This is a genomic window from Flavobacterium sp. 21.1, assembly GCF_057801535.1.
The window spans coordinates 120,239-139,902 of the sequence record NZ_JBYNXA010000006.1 but is presented as its reverse complement, the minus strand read 5'-3'; the positions used below and the strand labels follow the sequence as shown (position 1 = coordinate 139,902).

General features: G+C 40.8%; 18 protein-coding genes. 13 read left to right on the top strand and 5 right to left on the bottom strand.

Going from position 1 to position 19,664, the window contains the following annotated elements; translation table 11 throughout:
* Positions 1 to 58: 58 nt before the first annotated feature.
* Genes AC3E9U_RS15240 through AC3E9U_RS15210 form a run of 7 tightly spaced genes read left to right on the top strand, consistent with a single transcriptional unit; the run spans position 59 to position 8,011 of the window.
* Positions 59 to 922: a DUF58 domain-containing protein gene (locus AC3E9U_RS15240; protein ID WP_488747785.1), complete on the top strand. Its 864-nt coding sequence runs from the start codon at positions 59 to 61 to the stop codon at positions 920 to 922.
* A 38-nt stretch (positions 923 to 960) separates the two neighbouring features.
* Positions 961 to 2,565, top strand: a complete 1,605-nt coding sequence (locus AC3E9U_RS15235; protein ID WP_488747784.1) for a hypothetical protein — start codon at positions 961 to 963, stop codon at positions 2,563 to 2,565.
* The gene (locus AC3E9U_RS15230) at positions 2,565 to 3,566 is read left to right on the top strand and encodes a vWA domain-containing protein (RefSeq protein WP_488747783.1); all 1,002 of its coding nucleotides are present in this window, start codon (positions 2,565 to 2,567) and stop codon (positions 3,564 to 3,566) included. The genes AC3E9U_RS15235 and AC3E9U_RS15230 overlap by 1 nt, the downstream gene beginning before the upstream one ends.
* Positions 3,567 to 3,569: 3 nt before the next feature.
* Positions 3,570 to 4,616: a VWA domain-containing protein gene (locus AC3E9U_RS15225; protein ID WP_488747782.1), complete on the top strand. Its 1,047-nt coding sequence runs from the start codon at positions 3,570 to 3,572 to the stop codon at positions 4,614 to 4,616.
* Positions 4,617 to 4,622: 6 nt separating this feature from the next.
* Entirely contained in the window at positions 4,623 to 5,375 is a 753-nt protein-coding gene (locus AC3E9U_RS15220) for a tetratricopeptide repeat protein (protein WP_488747781.1), read from the top strand.
* Between the two features lie 51 nt (positions 5,376 to 5,426).
* Positions 5,427 to 7,256, top strand: coding sequence for a BatD family protein (locus AC3E9U_RS15215; RefSeq protein ID WP_488747780.1), 1,830 nt, complete (start codon positions 5,427 to 5,429; stop codon positions 7,254 to 7,256).
* Between the two features lie 11 nt (positions 7,257 to 7,267).
* Positions 7,268 to 8,011 (top strand): tetratricopeptide repeat protein, encoded by a 744-nt coding sequence (locus tag AC3E9U_RS15210; RefSeq protein WP_488747779.1) that lies wholly within the window; start codon positions 7,268 to 7,270, stop codon positions 8,009 to 8,011.
* A 2-nt stretch (positions 8,012 to 8,013) separates the two neighbouring features.
* Here the strand turns inward: AC3E9U_RS15210 and AC3E9U_RS15205 are convergent, their stop codons facing one another.
* Entirely contained in the window at positions 8,014 to 8,691 is a 678-nt protein-coding gene (locus AC3E9U_RS15205; RefSeq protein ID WP_488747778.1) for a CvpA family protein, read from the bottom strand.
* Positions 8,692 to 8,723: 32 nt separating this feature from the next.
* On the opposite strand from AC3E9U_RS15205, the gene AC3E9U_RS15200 reads away from it, so the two are divergent.
* The 3 genes from AC3E9U_RS15200 to AC3E9U_RS15190 all read left to right on the top strand — a co-directional run bounded on the left by AC3E9U_RS15200 (position 8,724) and on the right by AC3E9U_RS15190 (position 11,171).
* Positions 8,724 to 9,080 carry a hypothetical protein gene (locus tag AC3E9U_RS15200; protein ID WP_488747777.1) on the top strand — a complete coding sequence of 119 codons (357 nt, stop codon included), beginning with the start codon at positions 8,724 to 8,726 and terminating at the stop codon, positions 9,078 to 9,080.
* A gap of 127 nt (positions 9,081 to 9,207) precedes the next feature.
* A complete protein-coding gene (pheS, locus tag AC3E9U_RS15195) occupies positions 9,208 to 10,227 on the top strand; it encodes a phenylalanine--tRNA ligase subunit alpha (RefSeq protein WP_488747776.1) in 1,020 nt (339 codons plus the stop codon).
* Between the two features lie 206 nt (positions 10,228 to 10,433).
* Positions 10,434 to 11,171, top strand: coding sequence for a hypothetical protein (locus tag AC3E9U_RS15190; RefSeq protein ID WP_488747775.1), 738 nt, complete (start codon positions 10,434 to 10,436; stop codon positions 11,169 to 11,171).
* A 56-nt stretch (positions 11,172 to 11,227) separates the two neighbouring features.
* Here the strand turns inward: AC3E9U_RS15190 and AC3E9U_RS15185 are convergent, their stop codons facing one another.
* Positions 11,228 to 11,683 (bottom strand): copper resistance protein NlpE, encoded by a 456-nt coding sequence (locus AC3E9U_RS15185; protein WP_488747774.1) that lies wholly within the window; start codon positions 11,681 to 11,683, stop codon positions 11,228 to 11,230.
* Positions 11,684 to 11,788: 105 nt separating this feature from the next.
* Between AC3E9U_RS15185 and AC3E9U_RS15180 the strand changes: the two genes are divergently transcribed.
* Both AC3E9U_RS15180 and AC3E9U_RS15175 read left to right on the top strand, forming a co-directional pair.
* Positions 11,789 to 12,196 carry a hypothetical protein gene (locus AC3E9U_RS15180; protein ID WP_488747773.1) on the top strand — a complete coding sequence of 136 codons (408 nt, stop codon included), beginning with the start codon at positions 11,789 to 11,791 and terminating at the stop codon, positions 12,194 to 12,196.
* Positions 12,197 to 12,346: 150 nt separating this feature from the next.
* Complete coding sequence (locus AC3E9U_RS15175) at positions 12,347 to 15,130, top strand: GH92 family glycosyl hydrolase (protein ID WP_488747772.1); 2,784 nt, start codon at positions 12,347 to 12,349, stop codon at positions 15,128 to 15,130.
* A 51-nt stretch (positions 15,131 to 15,181) separates the two neighbouring features.
* Here the strand turns inward: AC3E9U_RS15175 and AC3E9U_RS15170 are convergent, their stop codons facing one another.
* The 3 genes from AC3E9U_RS15170 to AC3E9U_RS15160 form a co-directional block, all read right to left on the bottom strand.
* Positions 15,182 to 16,156, bottom strand: coding sequence for a TerC/Alx family metal homeostasis membrane protein (locus AC3E9U_RS15170; protein ID WP_488747771.1), 975 nt, complete (start codon positions 16,154 to 16,156; stop codon positions 15,182 to 15,184).
* 108 nt (positions 16,157 to 16,264) lie between these two features.
* Complete coding sequence (locus AC3E9U_RS15165; RefSeq protein WP_488747803.1) at positions 16,265 to 17,260, bottom strand: NAD(P)H-dependent glycerol-3-phosphate dehydrogenase; 996 nt, start codon at positions 17,258 to 17,260, stop codon at positions 16,265 to 16,267.
* 383 nt (positions 17,261 to 17,643) lie between these two features.
* Positions 17,644 to 18,810: an iron-containing alcohol dehydrogenase gene (locus tag AC3E9U_RS15160; protein ID WP_488747770.1), complete on the bottom strand. Its 1,167-nt coding sequence runs from the start codon at positions 18,808 to 18,810 to the stop codon at positions 17,644 to 17,646.
* Between the two features lie 119 nt (positions 18,811 to 18,929).
* Here AC3E9U_RS15160 and AC3E9U_RS15155 point away from each other — a divergent pair, with 119 nt between their 5' ends.
* Positions 18,930 to 19,622, top strand: a complete 693-nt coding sequence (locus AC3E9U_RS15155) for an NUDIX hydrolase (protein ID WP_488747769.1) — start codon at positions 18,930 to 18,932, stop codon at positions 19,620 to 19,622.
* Positions 19,623 to 19,664 lie beyond the last annotated feature (42 nt).

Below are 19,664 nucleotides of genomic sequence, written 5' to 3'. Positions count from 1 at the left end.
ATTTTAGTAGGCAGTGTAATACTATAGCCTGAAATCTCCATTCTGCATTCTGAAAAATATGGATACCAAAGAATTACTGAAAAAAGTACGGAAAATTGAAATCAAAACCCGAAGACTGAGCGATCATGTCTTTTCGGGCGAATACCATACGTCTTTTAAAGGACGCGGAATGACTTTTTCCGAAGTGCGCCAGTACCAGTTTGGAGATGACGTTCGTGCCATCGACTGGAACGTGACCGCACGCTACAACGAGCCTTATGTAAAGGTATTTGAAGAAGAACGTGAACTGACCATGATGTTGATGGTAGACTGTAGCGGATCGGAAAGTTTCGGCACCAAAAATCAGCTGAAAAGCGAAATCGTTACTGAAATTGCGGCAACCATGGCTTTTTCAGCGACGCAAAACAACGATAAGATCGGACTGATTTTGTTTTCCGATCAGATCGAATTGTTCATTCCTCCGAAAAAAGGAAAATCACACGTACTTCGTATCATTCGCGAGCTGATCGAATTTAAGCCGCAAAGCAAAAAAACCGATTTGTCTCAGGCACTGAAATTCCTGTCCGGTATTCAAAAAAAGAAAGCGATCGTATTCGTAATTTCCGATTTTATGACCAGTGATTACGAACAAACACTGAAAATTGCAGGAAAAAAACACGATGTAACAGGCGTACGCGTTTACGACCATCGCGAAGAATCTATGCCGAATGTCGGAATGGTTGCCATGGAAGATGCGGAAACCGGCGAAATCATGACGGTGAATACCAATTCGAAATCGGTACGCATGGAATACGAGAAAAACTACCTGAATAATGTAAAATATTTTAATGAAACATTTTCACGTTGCGGTTCTGGAGCGGTAAGCACAAGGGTAGATGAGAGTTACGTAACCAAATTGCTGGGCTATTTTAAATCGAGATAATTATAATTGGTTGCGAATTAGTACAAGTAGTGACAAAAATGACAAACAGAAAAAGATACATATTCCTTTTTTTACTGATGGCAACCTTGGGTTTTGCCCAACAACCGGTGCAAACCAGTGTCGACTCGACCAAAATTAAAATTGGTTCGCAGTTCAATCTGACTTTAAAGGTAAAAGGAACCAAAGAAACCCGTGTCGCATTCCCGGAAAGCAAAAGCTTCGGAGCATTGGAAGTACTGGAATCCTATCCGATAGACACGATTAAGAAAGATGCCACTTACGAATTCATTAAAAAATACGGTTTGACACAATTCGACTCCGGTCGTTATGTGCTGCCGAGAATTCCGGTGTTGATCGGAAATAAACAATTCCTGTCGGATTCGGCAGTAATTGTAGTCAATAATGTTGTTGTCGATACCTTGAAACAGAAAATGTACGACATCAAACCGATTGTTGAGGTTAAGGATCCTTCCTCTAATTTTTGGTGGTATTTATTGGGAATAGTGCTTTTAGGCGGATTAGTATTTGCAGGTTATAAGCTTTATATAAAATACAAGAACCGCCCGAAAGAGGAAGTGATTGTTTATGCTTCTCCGATTGAAAAAGCGACTACTTTATTACAGAGTTTGGAGAAAAAATCATTGTTGCAGCACGGAGATGTGAAAGCGTATTATTCGGAAATGACAGATATTACGCGTACTTACATCGAAGAAACGGTTCATATTCCGGCCATGGAAAGTACGACCGGTGAGCTTTTAGAGGCCATGAAACAGGCATCAATGAAGAAGAAAATGGGCATTCGCCAGGAGACGATGGAAACCTTCGAAAAAATCCTGAAAAATGCCGATCTGGTAAAATTCGCGAAATCCAAACCGATGGATTTTGAAATTATCGAAGACCGTAAAAACATAGAAAGTATCATTTTAACGATCGACAAGGCCCTTCCAAAGGAAATCGAGGAGGAAGAAAGCGAATCGGATTACGAGCGACAGCAGGAAGAACTCAAACGCGCGAAAATCAGAAAACGTAATACGATTTATGGTGTCGCTGCAGGTGTTGCGCTTTTCCTGGTTCTTGGATTTGTATTAGCCAAGGGAAATCTGTTCGGAAGTTCCAACCAGGAATTGTACGATCAGGATTGGATTACCAGCGAATACGGAAATCCGGGCGTGATCATTGCAACGCCTAATGTTTTGAAGCGAATCGATAATGAAAAGGAATTACCAAAATCCACTATGGCCATGATGAAAGAGATGCAGATTTTCGAATTTGGCGATTATTTCGATGATTATTACGTGGCCGTATCTACTTTCAAATATAAAAAGGAGACCAAAGTGGATCTGGATAAATCGCTTGAGGGTAGTTTGCAGGCATTGGAAGCCAAAGGGGCTCAGGATATTATCGTGAAAACCGAAGATTTCAATACTGGTGAAGGACTGTCCGGACGAAAAGCCTATGGTACCATGAACTGGCTTGACAAAATCACGAAAAAATCCAAAAAAGCCTATTACGAATTTGTAATGTTCAGTCAGGACGGAGGATTACAACAGGTATTTACCATGCATGAAGAAGGTGATGAATTTGGAAGCAAAATCACCGCCCGAATTTTAGAATCAGTTGAACTTAGAAAAGCAGCGCAATAATGAAGAACATCACGTTTGCAAATCCGGAATTCTTTTGGCTGTTTTTGGTTGTACCGATGGCTCTTGCCTGGTTTTTTTGGAAACGAAAAGAACAATCCGCAACGTTGAAAGTCAGTTCGCTTAAAGGATTTAAAGTGGCGAAATCGGTGTTGCCGAAATTAAAACCGGCATTGTTTGTCATGCGGATTTTAGCTTTAAGTGCTTTGATTGTTGCCATGGCGCGACCGCAATCTACGGATGTAACGAATAAATCCAGAACGACACGCGGAATCGACATTGTTATGGCAATCGACGTTTCGGGAAGTATGCTGGCCAAAGATTTAAAACCGAACCGTATGGAAGCCTTGAAAAGAGTAGCTTCCGAATTCGTGGAGCAACGCCCGAACGACCGTATCGGTTTAGTGGTTTATGCGGCCGAAAGTTATACCAAAACGCCGGTAACCAGCGACAAGGCAGTTATTTTGGATGCCTTGAACAGTGTCAAATATGATAATTTGCTTCAGGACGGAACCGGTATCGGAGTAGGATTGGCTACGGCGGTAAACCGTTTAAAGGACAGCAAAGCTAAAAGTAGAGTGATTATCCTTTTAACGGACGGGGTAAACAATTCCGGATTTATCGATCCGAGAATGGCTTCGGAAATTGCCAAGGAATGCGGAATAAAAGTATACACCATCGGAATCGGGACCAACGGCATGGCAGAGTTCCCTTATTCCATTGCGCCTAACGGACAGTTTTTATTCCGCATGATGAAAGTGGAAATCGATGAAAAACTTATGAAGGAAATCGCCCAGATGACCGACGGAAAGTATTTCAGGGCCACGAGCAACAAAAGTTTGGAAAACATTTATAGTGAAATCAATAAATTGGAAACCACGGAAGTACAGGAACAGCGTTTCTATAATTACGATGAAAAATACAGGTTGTTCGGATTTATGGCTCTTGGTTTGCTGAGTTTGGAATTATTGTTAAGAAAGACCTTGTTTAGAGGCTTTATATAAGTAATGATGGAAAATTTTGAATTAGACGAACCGAAATATTTTTATTTGGCAGCTATTCTGCCGATTCTTCTGGCGCTTTTCCTGATCAATTTATATTGGCAGCGAAAAAAGCAAAGAGAATTCGGTGATTCGGAATTGCTGAAACAATTAAGTCCCGAAAGATCGACATTCAAGCCGTTTTTGAAGCTTGTGGTCGTATTATTGGGATTGTCGGCGTTGATTTTGGGGTTGGTAAATCCGAAAATCGGAACAAAGATCGAAACCGTGAAACGTCAGGGTGTGGATATCGTTTTCGCCGTGGATATATCGAAAAGTATGCTGGCGGAAGATATTGCGCCAAACCGATTGGAAAAGACCAAACAGGTAGTTTCGCAAATCATCAATCAATTGGGAAGCGACCGTGTTGGAATTGTTGGTTATGCCGGAAGTGCTTACCCGGTTTTGCCGATAACCACAGATTACAGCGTAGCCAAAATGTACCTGCAAAGCATGAATACCGATATGGTTTCATCTCAGGGAACTGCTTTAGGGGAAGCTTTGAAATTGGCAAGTTCGTATTTTGACGATCCGCAAACCAGCAAGTTGATCATCATGTTGTCCGACGGAGAAGACCACGGAGAGGGGTTTGAAGAAGCTTTGGAGGAAATCAAAGACAAGAAAATAAAGGTAATCACGGTTGGTATAGGAACTGAAAAAGGAGGACCAATTCCGTTGCGTCATAACGGCGTGATCGAAAGTTTCAAAAAAGACCGTGAGGGAGAAACCGTTATCACGAAATTATATCCGGAAACACTGAAAACCATCGCGAAAAATGCCGGTGGTGGTTATGTTTTCGGAGGGAATACCAAAAATGTTCTCGAGTATGTGAAAAATGGATTGGATAATTTAGAGAAAACTGATTTTGAAAGTCAGCAGATCGCCAACTTTGAATCACAGTTCCAATGGTTTTTAGGGTTTGCTTTCGTATTATTACTTGCGGACGTTTTCTTTTTGGAACGCAGAACAAAATGGGTCAGAAGACTGAATTTATTTAATGAGGAGAAAAGATAATAAACGATGAAGCATTTAATTTTATATACTTTTTTGTTGTTTGGCGTTTGTCTTTCTGCTCAAAAGAAAGATAAAAACCTGCCGAAAGGAAACGAGGAGTTTAACGAAAAAGAGTTCGCGGAAGCGGAAGCCGATTACCGTGTTTCCCAATTTCAGAATCCGCGCAGAGCTACAGCGTCCTATAATTTAGGTAATGCGATTTACCGTCAGAAACAACCCGCCGAGGCAAAACATTCTTACCTTGAAGCCATCGAAAACGCTAAAGGCAAGAAACAGAAACACAAAGCCTATCATAATTTAGGGAATGTGTTGATGACGGAAAAAAACTATCAGGGCGCAGTGGAAGCGTACAAAAATGCCTTGCGCAATAATCCAAATGACGAGGAAACCCGTTATAACTATGCTTTGGCGAAGCAAAAATTAAAAGAGAATCCTCCTAAAAAAGACGACAACAAGAAGGACAAGGATAAAGATAAGGATCAGAAGCAGGATCAGCAACAGCCTAAAGAGAACAAAGAGCAGAAGCAGGACCAACAGAATAAAAACCAGGACAAAAAAGACGACCCTAAAAATCCTGACAAAAAAGAAGGTAAAGGCGATGAGGATAAACAACCTCAGAAACCACAGCCAAGCGGTGCATCCAAACAGCGTATGGAAAATATGCTGGAGGCTGTGAATAATGAAGAGAAGAAAGTTCAGGAAAAAATGAAGGGTAAGGAAGTCAAAGGCAGGCCGACCCAAAATGAAAAAGATTGGTAATCAATCGGAGTGAGAATAATGCAAGTTGAGTTTATAAAAGAAAATAAATTGATGAAAAATAAGAGTTTCATTCTGTTTTTGTTGCTGGCCGTACAGTCGGTCTTCGCTCAGGTGGAATTCAAAGCCACGGTGAGTAAGAACACTATCGGAATCAATGAACGATTACGCATCGATTTTACTATGAATGACGACGGGGATAATTTTGAAGCGCCGTCTTTTGAGGCATTCCGTATTTTAGGCGGACCCAATCAGTCGGTGAGCTATTCTTGGGTGAATGGCAGAAAATCGTTCAGCAAATCCTATTCTTTCTTTTTGATACCCACTAAAAAAGGAACTTTTGTTATCAAACCCGCTTCGATAGAAATAGCCGGTAAAATATATAAAACCAATTCGGTAAAAGTTACGGTCGGAAATGCCGTGACACAACCGGAGCCGGAGGAGGAAGAAGACCCTTTTGCCATTATCTTCGGAAGTCAGCGAAGACGTCAACAACAACAACAACAGCAGCAGCAACAATTGCCTCCGCAGTTAAAGGACGCAGAGGGTATCCATTTGGTGGCTGAAATATCCAATAATAATCCGTATTTGAACGAGCCGATCACTGCTGTTTATAAATTGTATGTAAGTCCGTATGTGAGCGTGAGTGATTTCCGCGAGACGGCAAGTCCAAAATACAATAATTTCTGGAGTCAGGCCATTGATATTAAAAACCTTTCGGTTCAAATGGGTAAATACAAAGGTGAAGATTATCGTTATGTAGTGCTTCGGAAAACCGTTTTGTACCCGCAAAAAACAGGAAAATTGTTGATTGAGCCGTTAAAATTGGACATAACAATGCAAGCTCCCACAGGCCGACGCGATATTTTCGGACGAATGGAAATTACGAACGGAGTGAAAACCGTGTCCGCAGGAGCAAAGTCTATTTTTGTGAAAGTCTTACCGGAAGCGGGGAAACCGGAGAGTTTTACTGGAGCTGTAGGGGCTTTTGATTTCAAAGTGAAACCTTCCAAAACCACACTGAAAGCGGGCGAGTCATTGCAACTGACAGTAAGTGCGACCGGAAAAGGGAACATGAAACTGTTTACCCTTCCAAAACCGGTTGTTCCAAGTGCTTTGGAAATGTACGATCCGGAACATCAGGAAGACGTGACTACGCCTTTGACCGGTTCGCAGGGTACAATTACAGATACTTATACGATCGTACCGCAATACAAAGGAGTATATGCGATAAAACCTTTGACATTCAGTTATTTTGATCTGACGTCAAAAGCATATAAAACCATTACTTCTGAGGAGATCCGAATCAATGTAATGGAAGGACAACTGCCTGCTTCGGCGGATCAAACGGCTTTGGCAGAAAAACAATCCGTTCTCAAAAGCGATCAGTTTGCCTTTGTGAAATCAAAAACGGAATTATCGCCGATCCGCAGGGATGATTTTCTTGGTTCAACCTTATTCTATACGCTTTTGTTTGCACCGCTCTTAGTCATTCCGGTAATTGTATTGGCTAAGAAGAAAAAAGAAGCGATCGATAGTGATGTGGCAGGAAATAAAATCCGTCAGTCAAACAAATTGGCCAAAAAATTCCTTTCGGAAGCAAGTAGGCAATTGGGGAACAAAGAACCGTTCTATGATGCTATGGAGCGCGCAATGCACAATTTCCTGAAGGCGAAACTGCATATTGAAACTTCTGAAATGAGTAAGGAAAATATTCAGGAGTTACTGGAATCCAAGAAAGCACAGTCGGAAACAATCAGTGATTTCATGAGTTTAATGGATAACTGCGAATTCGCCCGTTACGCGCCGTCCACGAGTGTGGCAATGCAGCAGGATTATGATAAAGCAGTAAGTGTGATTTCCGATTTGAGTAAACAGATTTAATTTTGAAAACGATGAAAAAGTTATTCTACCTGGTTTTATTGGTTGCTCAGACGATTTTTGCTCAGACGGCTTTTGAGAAAGGAAACGAACTGTACCGCAAAGAGAAATATCAGGATGCCGTGGTTTTGTATGAAGGGATTCTGAAATCCGGCGAACAGTCGGCCGAACTGTATTTTAATTTGGGAAATTCCTATTACAAACTGCATAAAGTAGCGCCCGCGGTATACAATTATGAAAAAGCACTTTTGTTAAGTCCTGATGATGCTGAAATTCAGACCAACCTGAAGTTTGCTCAGAAAATGGCCATCGACGAAATTAAAGTAGTGCCCAAAGTAGGTTTTTCCAAAATGCTGAGCGATTTGCTGGATGTGTTTCACTATGATACCTGGGCGGGAATAGCCACTGGTTTTTCGGCTTTGTTTCTGTTGTTTTTTATCGGTTATTATTTTGGGGGAACCTCGTTAGTGAAACGTTCGTTTTTCGTAGCGATGGTGCTTTCTTTGGTGGTTATCCTGATAAGCATCGCTGCAGCCATAACAGAACGAAAGAATTACAATAGCGAACGTCCGGCGATAGTTTTTGCCGAAGCAACTTCCGTGAAAAGCGAACCAAAATCATCTGCGCCGGAAGCCTTTGTCTTACATGAAGGTGCCAAAGTATTCATTTTGGAAGATCACGACAAATGGAAAAAAATTCAACTTACCGATGAAACTGAAGGCTGGATTGAAAAAGACGCCATTCGAGAGCTGAAGTAATTCTAAATACGTTTCTTCAGATTGCTGAACCAATCGGTTAAAACCGGCAATAAAAATCCGGATGTTTTCACCATTGGATTAAAGAACAATGAGCTTTCCTGGGTTTCCTTGGAAACCAGCATGTTGTTAAAGTTCACTTTTTGAAACATGGATAATACAACGCCTAGCAATAAAACCGTCTTTATTGTGGCAAAAAGTCCGCCTCCTATAGTATTCAGCCAACCCATTGCGGCAAAACCTGCAATACCGGTCAAAGCTTTGGCCAACAAATGAATAGCCACTACCACAACGATCAGTGTTAAAATAAACGCGGTAACCTGAATGGTCTTCGGCGACCAGGATACCACACTTCCTACGGTTGAACGAACCAGATAGGAGAATTTAATCGCTATGTAAATTCCTAAAAACAGAGAAATCAAGGAGGCTAATTCCACGAAAAGACCATTTCGGATGCCTTTAATCACACTAAAAACCAGAATTGCAGCCAAAATGATATCTATAAAACGCATAATGTTGAAATAAGTGAGGCGCAAAGATAAAAGAATGGGTTGAATAGGAGGGATAAGGGAATAGTAAAAAGCGAAAAGAGGCGTATAAATGGAAAAGACTTTGTTAAGATTTCCATTGTCAGTTTTCAACTTAGTATCTTTGCGTAAAAATTTTGTGACAAGTGAATTCATGATTCATTAACGCATAACTCATAATTTAAAAAATGTCAAGAGACGAACTATTAAAATCCCGCTGGGAAACAGTGGTCAACATACTTTCCAATCAATTCGCAGAAGGTGATATTCTTGATTTGGATGCCATAATTTATCTGATCGGTGTTCAGGAATTAGGGCAATTCAACCGTTCTTTTAAAAAAGACGAAAAGGTAAATTTGATGCACATCGCCATTTGCCGCTTGTTAGAGCCTTACGGTTACTACGAATTTGAATTTTTCGACAACGAGGGCTGGCCCCATTACAAGGTTAAGGAACAGCTTCCGCCATTGAAAGCAGGGGAACAATCGGTGTTGATGAAAGAAGCCATTGTGAATTATTTTCTGGAAAAACAGATAATTGAGTAAAAATCAGTTAGCAGACGGCAGAATTGAGAAGAAGTATGTAACAGTGATGTTTCTGCAATCTAATTTCTGCTTTCTGCGGTGTAACTCCTAACTTTTTCCTAAATTTGCATCCAATTACAGAATGACGATGACAGACAAGATTAAAGAATACATTGGTGAAGCAGAAGCATTTACCACCGACAATAAAGAAACTTTAGAGGCTTTTCGAATTAAATTCCTGGGAAGCAAAGGCTTGTTGAGAGATCTTTTCGCCGAGTTTAAAAACGTGCCTAATGATCAGAAAAAAGAGTTCGGCCAGGTAATCAACTTGTTGAAAGTTACCGCTGAAGGTAAAGTGAAAACCATTCAGGAAGCGCTGGAAAGCAAAGAAGTGGCAGGCGGAGTTTATGGCGATTTAACACGTCCGGGCGAGCCTTTGGTAATTGGTTCACGTCATCCTATTTCCATCGTAAAAAATCAGATTGTAGATATTTTTTCCAACATCGGATTCAATGTTTCGGAAGGACCGGAAATTGAAGACGACTGGCATAACTTCACTGCGTTGAACCTTCCGGAATACCATCCGGCAAGAGACATGCAGGATACTTTTTTTATCCAGAGCAATCCGGATGTATTGTTGCGCACGCATACGTCATCAGTTCAGGTACGCTACATGGAAGGCAATAAACCGCCAATCCGTACGATTTCTCCGGGACGTGTATTCCGTAATGAAGCGGTTTCTTCGCGTTCGCATTGCATTTTCCATCAGGTGGAAGGATTGTACATCGATCAGAATGTTTCCTTCGCTGATTTAAAACAGACTTTGTTGTATTTCACCAAAGAAATGTTCGGAAAATCAAAAATCCGTCTGCGTCCGAGTTACTTCCCGTTCACCGAGCCAAGTGCTGAGGTGGATATTTACTGGGGTTTAAAAACAGAAACCGATTACAGAATTACCAAAGGAACCGGTTGGCTTGAAATCATGGGCTGCGGAATGGTTGATCCTAACGTATTGAAAAATTGTGGTATCGACGCCGACAAATACAACGGTTTCGCTTTCGGTATGGGTATCGAACGTATTGCAATGTTATTATACCAAATCGGAGATATCCGAATGTTCTACGAAAACGACGTTCGCTTTTTGGAGCAATTCAAATCAAGTATATAAAGTTAAGGCTGTCGAAAGACAGCTTTTTTTATTTTTAGCAAGTTCCTAAGTTAATGATGGATCAGTTTTAGAATTTATTTGTTAAATAAATAGGATTTTGGCCGTTTAAATAGTGATTTTATCGTTTGTGCCGTTTAAAAGGTTTTTCAATTTGAAAGCAATTTTTATATTTGAAAACCCAAAAAATAACGATCAAATCTTAAAGAATGAAAAAAGTTACAAAAATTGCCATAGTACTTATGGGATTATTTCTCTTCTCCTGTTCACCGGAAGAACAGGATGCTACAGGAAACACTGAAAATTCAGAAACTGCAAAAGGACCTAATACTAACCCCATAACCAAAAACTGGGAATTTAACGATCTGAACGAATGGCAGGATGCTTCTCAGGTTGGAACGGGTGGTTATTTTTTGGATAACGGTAATCTGAAAATATTTACTAACGCTAACACCTGGGAGCGTGCTAAGGTCAAAACCACAGCTACTTATGGAGCCGGAACTTATAGCTGGAGAGTCTATGTGCCGGAAATGGGGGCTGGAGATATGTCCAGTATCGGAGCATTCCTTTATTACGATGATACGCATGAGTTGGATTTCGAAATCGGTTACGGAAGTCAAAGTATCCGACAAAGTTTGGCTGCACAAGAGGATGAATTAGTTGCCTACATGACTTCACAGGGCAATCCTTTTAATTCGGTACGAAAAACGATTACAAGAAATCAGTGGTACACTTTGACTATCGAATTGAGGCTGACGTCCGGCAATAAATATTTTGCAACCTGGAAAATTGACGGAACAATCGTGGCTTCAAAACAACTAAATTTTGGAAACAGGTTTAAATTTAACATTTTTTGCAGCATGGAGAACCTTACATTTATAGGAGATCACATTCCGCAAACGCAGAACTACGCGCTGTTTGATTCGGTACAATACACAAGTTTTTAGTACGCAATATAATTTGTAAAACGGTCCCATTTTGAAAACTTCAGAAAGGGACCGATTTATTTTATAACCTTCTTTAAAACATAATGCGACTTTAAAGCGCCTTCGATTGCTTTTCCGTTGCGATCCAGCATAATAAGTTTTCCTTCCGCCACCTTATATTGACTTTCTGTACCGGCTTTGTCTAGCTTAATAATGCTTCCGGTGGAGTCCCAGCTAAAGGATCCTTTGATAATGGTTGGCTTTTTTTGTCTTTCTTGGTATAATACGGAAAGTGAATAGGTTTTGTCATCGTTTAATGTCAGTCCTGTTTCAATTCCCGGACAATCGGCACAAGGGATAATTCCTTCATAGTAACCGCTCCAGTCCAGTGACAGCTCCGAAGTATGTTGATCATTCGTTAAAGGCACAGTGTTCGTTGTTTTTTCAGTGGTTCCCGATTCGTTTTTCTTTCCGAATTCACAGCCAAAAACAGTTATGTTGACGAAAAACAGTGTTGTAATCAGTAGTTTCATGATGATCGTATTTTTGAGATTTGATAATTAATGACCTCAAGGATTTAGTCCTACTAAAATTAAGGAATATTTGAGTAAATTTGCAGACTTTTAATTTACAGTGTTATGCAAAAGGATATTATTATACCAAAGGTGGAGAATGTTTATGTGGCAACCGTTCAGGAATGGAACGATGATTTTATGGAAAATTCCTGGTACGCCTACTTGGTTAATGATAGTGATGCGAAATTGGAAATGGCTATTGTGGTGTCCAGAGCTTATGGGCAGATCAACGGTGAAGAACGCAAAACAGGAACCTTCCGTCACGCTTTTAAAGAAGTGCTGCCGAATTCGGCTGTAAAGATCGAATTGCTTGAGAATAATGTTCTTCAACTGAACAACGAATTTTTGGTGACCTTTTTCATAGATGATAAACTGTACGACAGAAGTTATGTTTTCAGAGCCAATTCAATAAACGATCGTGCCATGACCGATATTCCGGTGATGAACAAACGCGGGGTTTTGGTAAAATAACTGTTGATGAATTATTTCAACGGAGAGTTGAAGTTCTGAGGATTTTTTTTTGTTTCCGAAACAGTTGATTTTAGGGATATAAATCCGAAACGGGGTTAGAGGATGTTGGATTATTTCCTACTTTAGGGAAATTTTTCAGCACAACTTCTAATGAGAAAAACAGCTTTGCTATTTATTACGGCTTTCCTATCGGTAAGCGCTTTTTCACAAAAAAACAATTATGCGCAATATGTGAATCCGTTCGTAGGAACGGGTGGTCACGGACACACATTTCCTGGTGCGACGGTTCCTCACGGAATGGTTCAATTGTCGCCGGACACAAGAATTGACGGCAGTTGGGACGGTTGTGGCGGTTATCATTATTCCGATACTGTTATTTATGGTTTTTCCCATACGCATCTCAACGGTGTAGGTGTTTCTGATTTTGGCGATATTATGCTGATGCCAACGATGGGCGAACCGTCATTAGATAATACGGTCTATTCGTCCGCTTTTTCGCATGCTCATGAAAAAGCCAAAGCCGGATTTTACGCAGTGAAATTGGATAAACACAATATTGATGTTCGATTGACCGCTTCCCCGAGAGTTGGTTTTCATGAATATACGTTCAACAAAGACGGTCAGGCCAATATAATTTTAGATCTGAACCACCGCGACAAACTTCTGCAAGGTGAAGTGAAGGTCATCGACAATAAAACCATCGAAATTCTACGTCGGAGCGAAGCATGGGCACGTGACCAATATGTTTTTGCACGCATTGAATTCAATGTGCCCATGAAGGTGTCCAATTCGAAAAACAGTAAACTTGCTTCGGACAAAGAAGCCTTGAAATATCTGGCATTAGCTTTCTCCAAACCAGTTAAGAAAGGCGAAAAGATCTTAGTTAAGGTAGCGCTGTCGCCCACAAGTTACGATGGTGCCAAACTGAACATGTCGGAAATCAAGCACTGGGATTTCGAGAAGGCAAGAAATGCAGCTACGGCCCTTTGGGATAAAGAGTTGTCAACAATCGAAGTAAATTCTTCCGACAAGGAAAAAATGGCGATTTTCTATACGGCATTGTACCACACGATGATGCAACCCAATATTGCAGAAGACATCGACGGAAAATACAGAGGCCGTGACAATAAGATCCACGTAGCGGATAACTTTGATTATTATACGGTTTTCTCACTTTGGGATACCTTCCGAGGTGCACATCCGTTGTATACCCTAATTGACAAAAAACGAACTTCCGATTATATCAATACGTTTATCAAACAATACGAACAGGGCGGAAGGTTACCGGTTTGGGAACTGGCTTCCAACGAAACCGATTGTATGATCGGATATCATTCTGTTTCGGTAATTGCCGATGCGATGGTAAAGGGAATCAAAGGTTTCGATTACAACAAAGCATTCGAAGCGGCTAAACATTCAGCGATGTTGGATCATTTAGGATTAGACGCTTACAAGAAAAGCGGATTGATTTCTATCGATGACGAACACGAGAGTGTTTCCAAAACGGTGGAGTACGCTTATGACGACTGGTGTATTGCTCAAATGGCAAAAATCCTTGATAAAAAAGAGGATTATGAGTATTTCATGAAACGTTCGCAAAGCTGGAAAAACCTTTTCGATAGTCAGACTGGCCATATGCGTCCGAAGAAAAACGGAGGCTGGGACAAACCGTTTGATCCCAGAGAAGTGAATAATAATTTTACGGAAGGTAATTCCTGGCAGTATTCGTTTTTCGTTCCGCAAGATATTTCGGGAATGATAAAAGCCTATGGAGGAGAGGAGAAATTCGAAGCAAAATTGGATGAGATGTTCACGGCACCTTCAGCGACAACCGGACGAGAGCAAGCGGATATCACCGGTTTGATCGGGCAATATGCACACGGAAATGAACCAAGTCATCACATGGCATATCTGTATAATTACGTCGGAAAACCGGAGAAGACCAAAGAGAAAATCCATTACATCTTAAACGAATTCTACAAAAATACACCGGACGGATTGATCGGTAATGAAGATTGCGGGCAGATGAGCGCATGGTATGTGTTAAGTTCGATGGGGATTTATACCGTGACGCCCGGAAGCGGAATCTGGAATGAAACAGAACCGTTTTTTGACAACGTGAAAGTGAATCTTGAAGACAGTAGATCGTTGGATCTTGCAAAAGGCGGAATAAATAAGAAACTAAGCATCAATAAGAGCCAAGGCACAACAAAGAACTATCATTACGATTTAATTACTCCGGTTCCTGCGATTCAGGCGGACAGCAAAGCATTTAAAGATAATTTGAAAATCAGCATTGAATCCGATTCAGGTAATAAAATCTACTATTCGTTAGCCAATAGCAATGATTTTAAAGCATATACCATGCCTTTGGAAATAAACGAAACCACCACCGTTTTTGCCTACAATGTTAATGGTGCAGGCGCGAAAAGCAGTGTGATTTCGGCGACGTTCTTCAAAAAACCGAGCGATTACAGTATCGAGATTAAATCAAAATATTCATCACAATATCATGCCGGTGGTCCGGAAGGTTTAATCGATGGTGTATTAGGGAACGAAAACTGGCGTAAAGGCGATTGGCAGGGTTATCAGGGACAGAATTTTGAGGCCGTTATCGATCTGAAAAAGGTTACGAATGTGCATGAATTCAGCGGTCGTTTTTTACAGGACACCCGCGCCTGGATCGTAATGCCAACTAAAGTGGAATACTATATTTCAAATGACAATGTAAAATTTGAATTGATTGGTACAGTTTCTAATACGGTTGCGGCGGATGATTATAAGGAGCAGATCAAAGGTTTTACCTTAAATACAAAAGAAACCAAAGCAAGATACATAAAAGTGATTGCTTACAACTTTGGTAAATTGCCTGGATGGCATCAGGGTGCCGGAGGCGATGCTTATATTTTCGTTGACGAAATAACTGTAAAATAATTAGGTAAAAGCGTTAGAATTTCTAGCGCTTTTTTATTTTCTGTCAAACGATTATTCTTTAACCGGGAATAAGAGTGATGCAACCACGGAAAGCGCCAAAATCGTTCCCACGATCAGAAGTGAAACCGGAGACGAAATATGCTGAAAGGGAGCAATAAGCATTTTCACCCCTATAAAAGCCAAAATAACGGCCAGCCCGTACTTTAAACGACTGAACATATACATGAAGTTAGCCAAAAGAAAATAAAGCGCTCTAAGTCCCAGAATCGCGAAAATGTTAGAAGTGTATAAAATAAACGGATCATTGGGCGCAATAGCAAAAATGGCAGGAATACTGTCGACGGCGAAAATCAAATCGGTAAATTCAATAACGGCTACCACTACTAGTAAAGGCGTGGCCATTTTTACTCCGTTTTCGACCGTGAAAAAATTGCCGCCGTCATAATTTTCACTGACTTTGAAAAAACGATGTACTAAACGGGCTCCGGGACTTTTGGTAAAATCTTTATCGCCTTCGTCAGGCTCGGAAAACCAGGATTTGAAACCGGCGAAAATCAGAAAGAATCCAAAAACAGAGAGGATAACGTTGATTTTTACAAAATGGCCGAAGATGTGTATTTCGGGCAGGTACGTCATATTGATCAGTTCGACACCCGTAAAAATAAAAATAGCGCGGAAGACCAACGCTCCGATAATTCCCCAAAACAATACTTTGTGATGCAGCTCCCGTTCAACGTTGAAGAAACCGAAAACCATGATAAAAACGAAGAGATTGTCCACAGAAAGCGCTTTTTCGATCCAATAGGCCGACTGGAATTGCGCAAATTTCTCGACACCCATATAATAGTAGATCACACTGCTGAACCCCATCGCAAGTGAAATCCAGATAACCGACCACATCAGTGCTTCCCGGTTGCTTATCGCGTGATTGTTCTTCGAAAAAACGCCCAGATCCAAAAGCAGCATGGCCAGGATTACGACCGTAAATACAGTTAAAATTCCCGGGTGATTGATTAACTTATCCATTTGTGTTTGACAAATTTGATTCTGCGGACAGAATTGTTATTACTATCTTCCTACTCGGTATTTGGGGCTGGCAATCGCATAAGGGTGAAGAACCGGACTTGCGAAGTACTAATCCAGTTTTTCAGTCAGTTTCTTGAAGACTTTTTTAGGTTCCTTTCCTTCATACAGGATGTCATAAACCGCATCAATGATCGGCGTTTTGGCTTTGTATTCTTCGTTCAGCTTATGAGCACTTTTGGTAGCGTAATATCCTTCTGCAACCATGCTCATTTCCATCTGTGCTGATTTTACGGTATACCCTTTCCCGATCATGTTTCCGAACATTCGGTTACGCGAAAAAATAGAATAGCCGGTTACCAGTAAATCCCCCAAGTAAGCGGAATCATTGATATTGCGCTTCATTTTGTGGACTTTCTTGATGTACTTCTTCATCTCCCGAATTGCGTTGCTCATCAGCAAAGCCTGGAAATTATCACCGTATCCTAATCCATGGGCGATACCGGCCGCAATGGAATAGATGTTTTTCAGCATGGCTGCGTATTCCGTACCGATGATATCGTCTGATGTCTTGGTTTTGATGTAATGGCTATTCAGGTTTTTAGCCATAATCTTAGCCTTTTCATCATCACCACAGGCAATCGTAAGATAAGAAAGTCGTTCTAAAGCAACTTCTTCAGCATGACAAGGTCCTGTAATAACGCCGATGTTATCATAAGCAATATCATAAACCTTATGAAAATGTTCACCAACAATTAAGCTGGTTTCCGGTACAATACCTTTGATTGCGGAAAAAATCACTTTATCATCAAGGCTTACGGTCAGTTTTTCCAATTCTCCTTTTAAGAAGGCAGACGGAATGGCAAATATGACATAATCCGCATAGGCTACTGCTTCGTTGATGTCGCTGGTAAGTCTTAACTTATTGGTGTCAAACTCAACCGAACTAAGATAATTCGGATTGTGTTTGTTGATTTTTATATGTTCAATGGCGTAAGTGTTTCGCATGTACCAAGCGATTTCCGGAAGGTTAACGCATAACATCTTTGCAATCGCTGTTGCCCAGCTACCGCCACCAATTACCGCAAATTTCGGTGTATCAGTCATTTTCTTGTTCGGGTTTGTAGCTTCAAAAGTACTCAAATTTGACGAAAGAGAAAAACTTTGCTTTTGGCAATGAACGGGGATAATGCGTCGATCGCCTTATTTATCAGGCGTGCAGGAGGAAACTGGTTCCTGTTGAAAAAACTTTAACATTAGATTATGATTTTCCAAAACAATGAAAAGCAGGCGAGGTCGTTATTATCTCGGTTAAGAACGATAAATGTGTGTTTGCATTTTCGTAAAGTTAGAAAAAGTTAATATTTTTTGTTTTTGGTGAGGGAGGCGCTCTTGAAATTCATTTCGGAGCGCCTTTCGGTTTTTTTCTCTTTTTAGATGGAGAAATAGCATAAAAAAACGCCCCAAAAATCGGAGCGTTTTCTGTCGTATCAATAACTCAATTCTACAATTTCCCGAACTTTTTCCGGTGTAATATTTTGTTGTTCGCCAAGTCCCTTCCAGCCGCGTTCTTCAAATCGGGCTACGATAAAATCAGCCGTATTTTCATAATTGGCCGTGTTTTCGGAAAGTTTGGTCAGCATTCCCATCGTATGTAGGAAGTCAACGGTTTTTTCGATGGCTTTTTCAGCTTTTTCTTCTACGGAATTACCCTGAACTCCGAAAACGCGCTCGCCGTACTGGGCCAGTTTGTCCTTTTTGGTATCAAACATCACGCGGTATAAATTCGGACCGATAATGGCCAAAGTTCTGGCGTGATCGATTTCATATAAGGCAGTCAGTTCGTGGCCTATCATGTGTGTCGCCCAATCGGTAGGGACACCTTTATTCAGTAGGCCGTTTAGTGCCATTGTTGCACACCACATGTAATTGGATGCCAGTTTATAGTCGCTCGGATTTTCAACGACACTGGGACCGATTTCTATCAAAGTCTGCAAAATACTCTCGGCAATTCTGTCCTGAAGCAGTGCATCATGCGTATAGGTCAGGTATTGTTCCATAACGTGGGTAAAAGCATCTACGACGCCGTTTTGTATCTGTCTTTTTGGCAAGGATTCAATCACTGTAGGATCACAAATGGAGAATTGCGGGAACAAAGCACTTCCGCCAAAGGCCAGTTTTTCCTGTGTTTCATTGATGGTTACTACGGAACCTGAATTCATTTCACTTCCTGTAGCCGGTAAGGTTAAGACGGTTCCAAACGGGATAACCTGAGAAACGTCTCTTATCGACATGCGTTTTTTAAGGATGTCCATCGGATTCCCTTCAAATTTTACGGCGGCCGAAATGAATTTTACGCCATCAATCACACTACCGCCACCTACGGCCAAAATAAAGCCGATGTTTTGCGTACGGATGATTTCCACAGCTTTCATCAGGGTTTCATAACGCGGATTGGGTTCAATGCCACCAAATTCGACGATGTCAAATCCCGGAAGAGCATTTTTTACCTGATCATAGACGCCGTTTTTAAAGATGCTTCCGCCGCCATACGCTAATAATATTTTTGTGTTTTTTGGAACTAAGTCGGTCAGCCTGGCTGTTTGGCCTTTTCCAAAGACATAATTGGTGGGATTGTATAATTCGAAATTTAACATAAGTAAGTCTTTAAAAGATTCAAAATTTTCAAAACTTAAAGATACTTATTGTTCTGACCTGATTGTTTTAAAAGAATGTTAAGAGATATTTTTTATTTTAGCGTAAAAATTACACTATTATGGAAGGGTTGCAGAATATCAGGGTTGCCGTGGATGCCGTGGTCTTTGGCTATCGGGATGCTTCGTTATATGTTTTGCTGATTCAGCAGAAATTTGGCAGTCACAATACCTATTGGGCTTTACCCGGCGGATTGGTCCGAGACGATGAAACCCTTACGGAAGCTGTCAAAAGAGAATTGAAGGAAGAGACCAATGTTTCCATTAATTATCTGGAACAGCTTTATACATTTGGTGATGATGTGAGCAGGGATCCTCGAAATCGTGTGATATCCGTATCGTATTTTGGTTTGGTGGATCCTTCTAAGATCGAAATTAAAGCGGATACCGATGCAGATGAAGTAGCCTGGGTGAAAATTCAGGATGTGCCCAACCTCGCTTTTGATCACGATGCTATTCTGAAAACGGCAGTGCAACGCTTAAAAGCAAAACTGACCTATCAGCCGGTGGGATTTGACTTATTGCCGGAGCTTTTCCTGTTTTCCGATCTTGAGAATCTTTATACTACGATTTTAGATAAACCGATCGATCGGAGAAATTTCCGCAAAAAGATGCTGAGCTTTGATATTCTTGAAGAAACAGATGAGGTAAACGTTGCTAAATCAGGACGTCCTGCTAAGTTTTTCCGGTTCAATACAACTAAATACAAAGAACTTTTGAAGCACGGTTTTTACTTTGAAATCAAGTTTGTGTAAAAAAAACGCAAAATAATTTTGAAGAATTAAAATAGTGTTTTA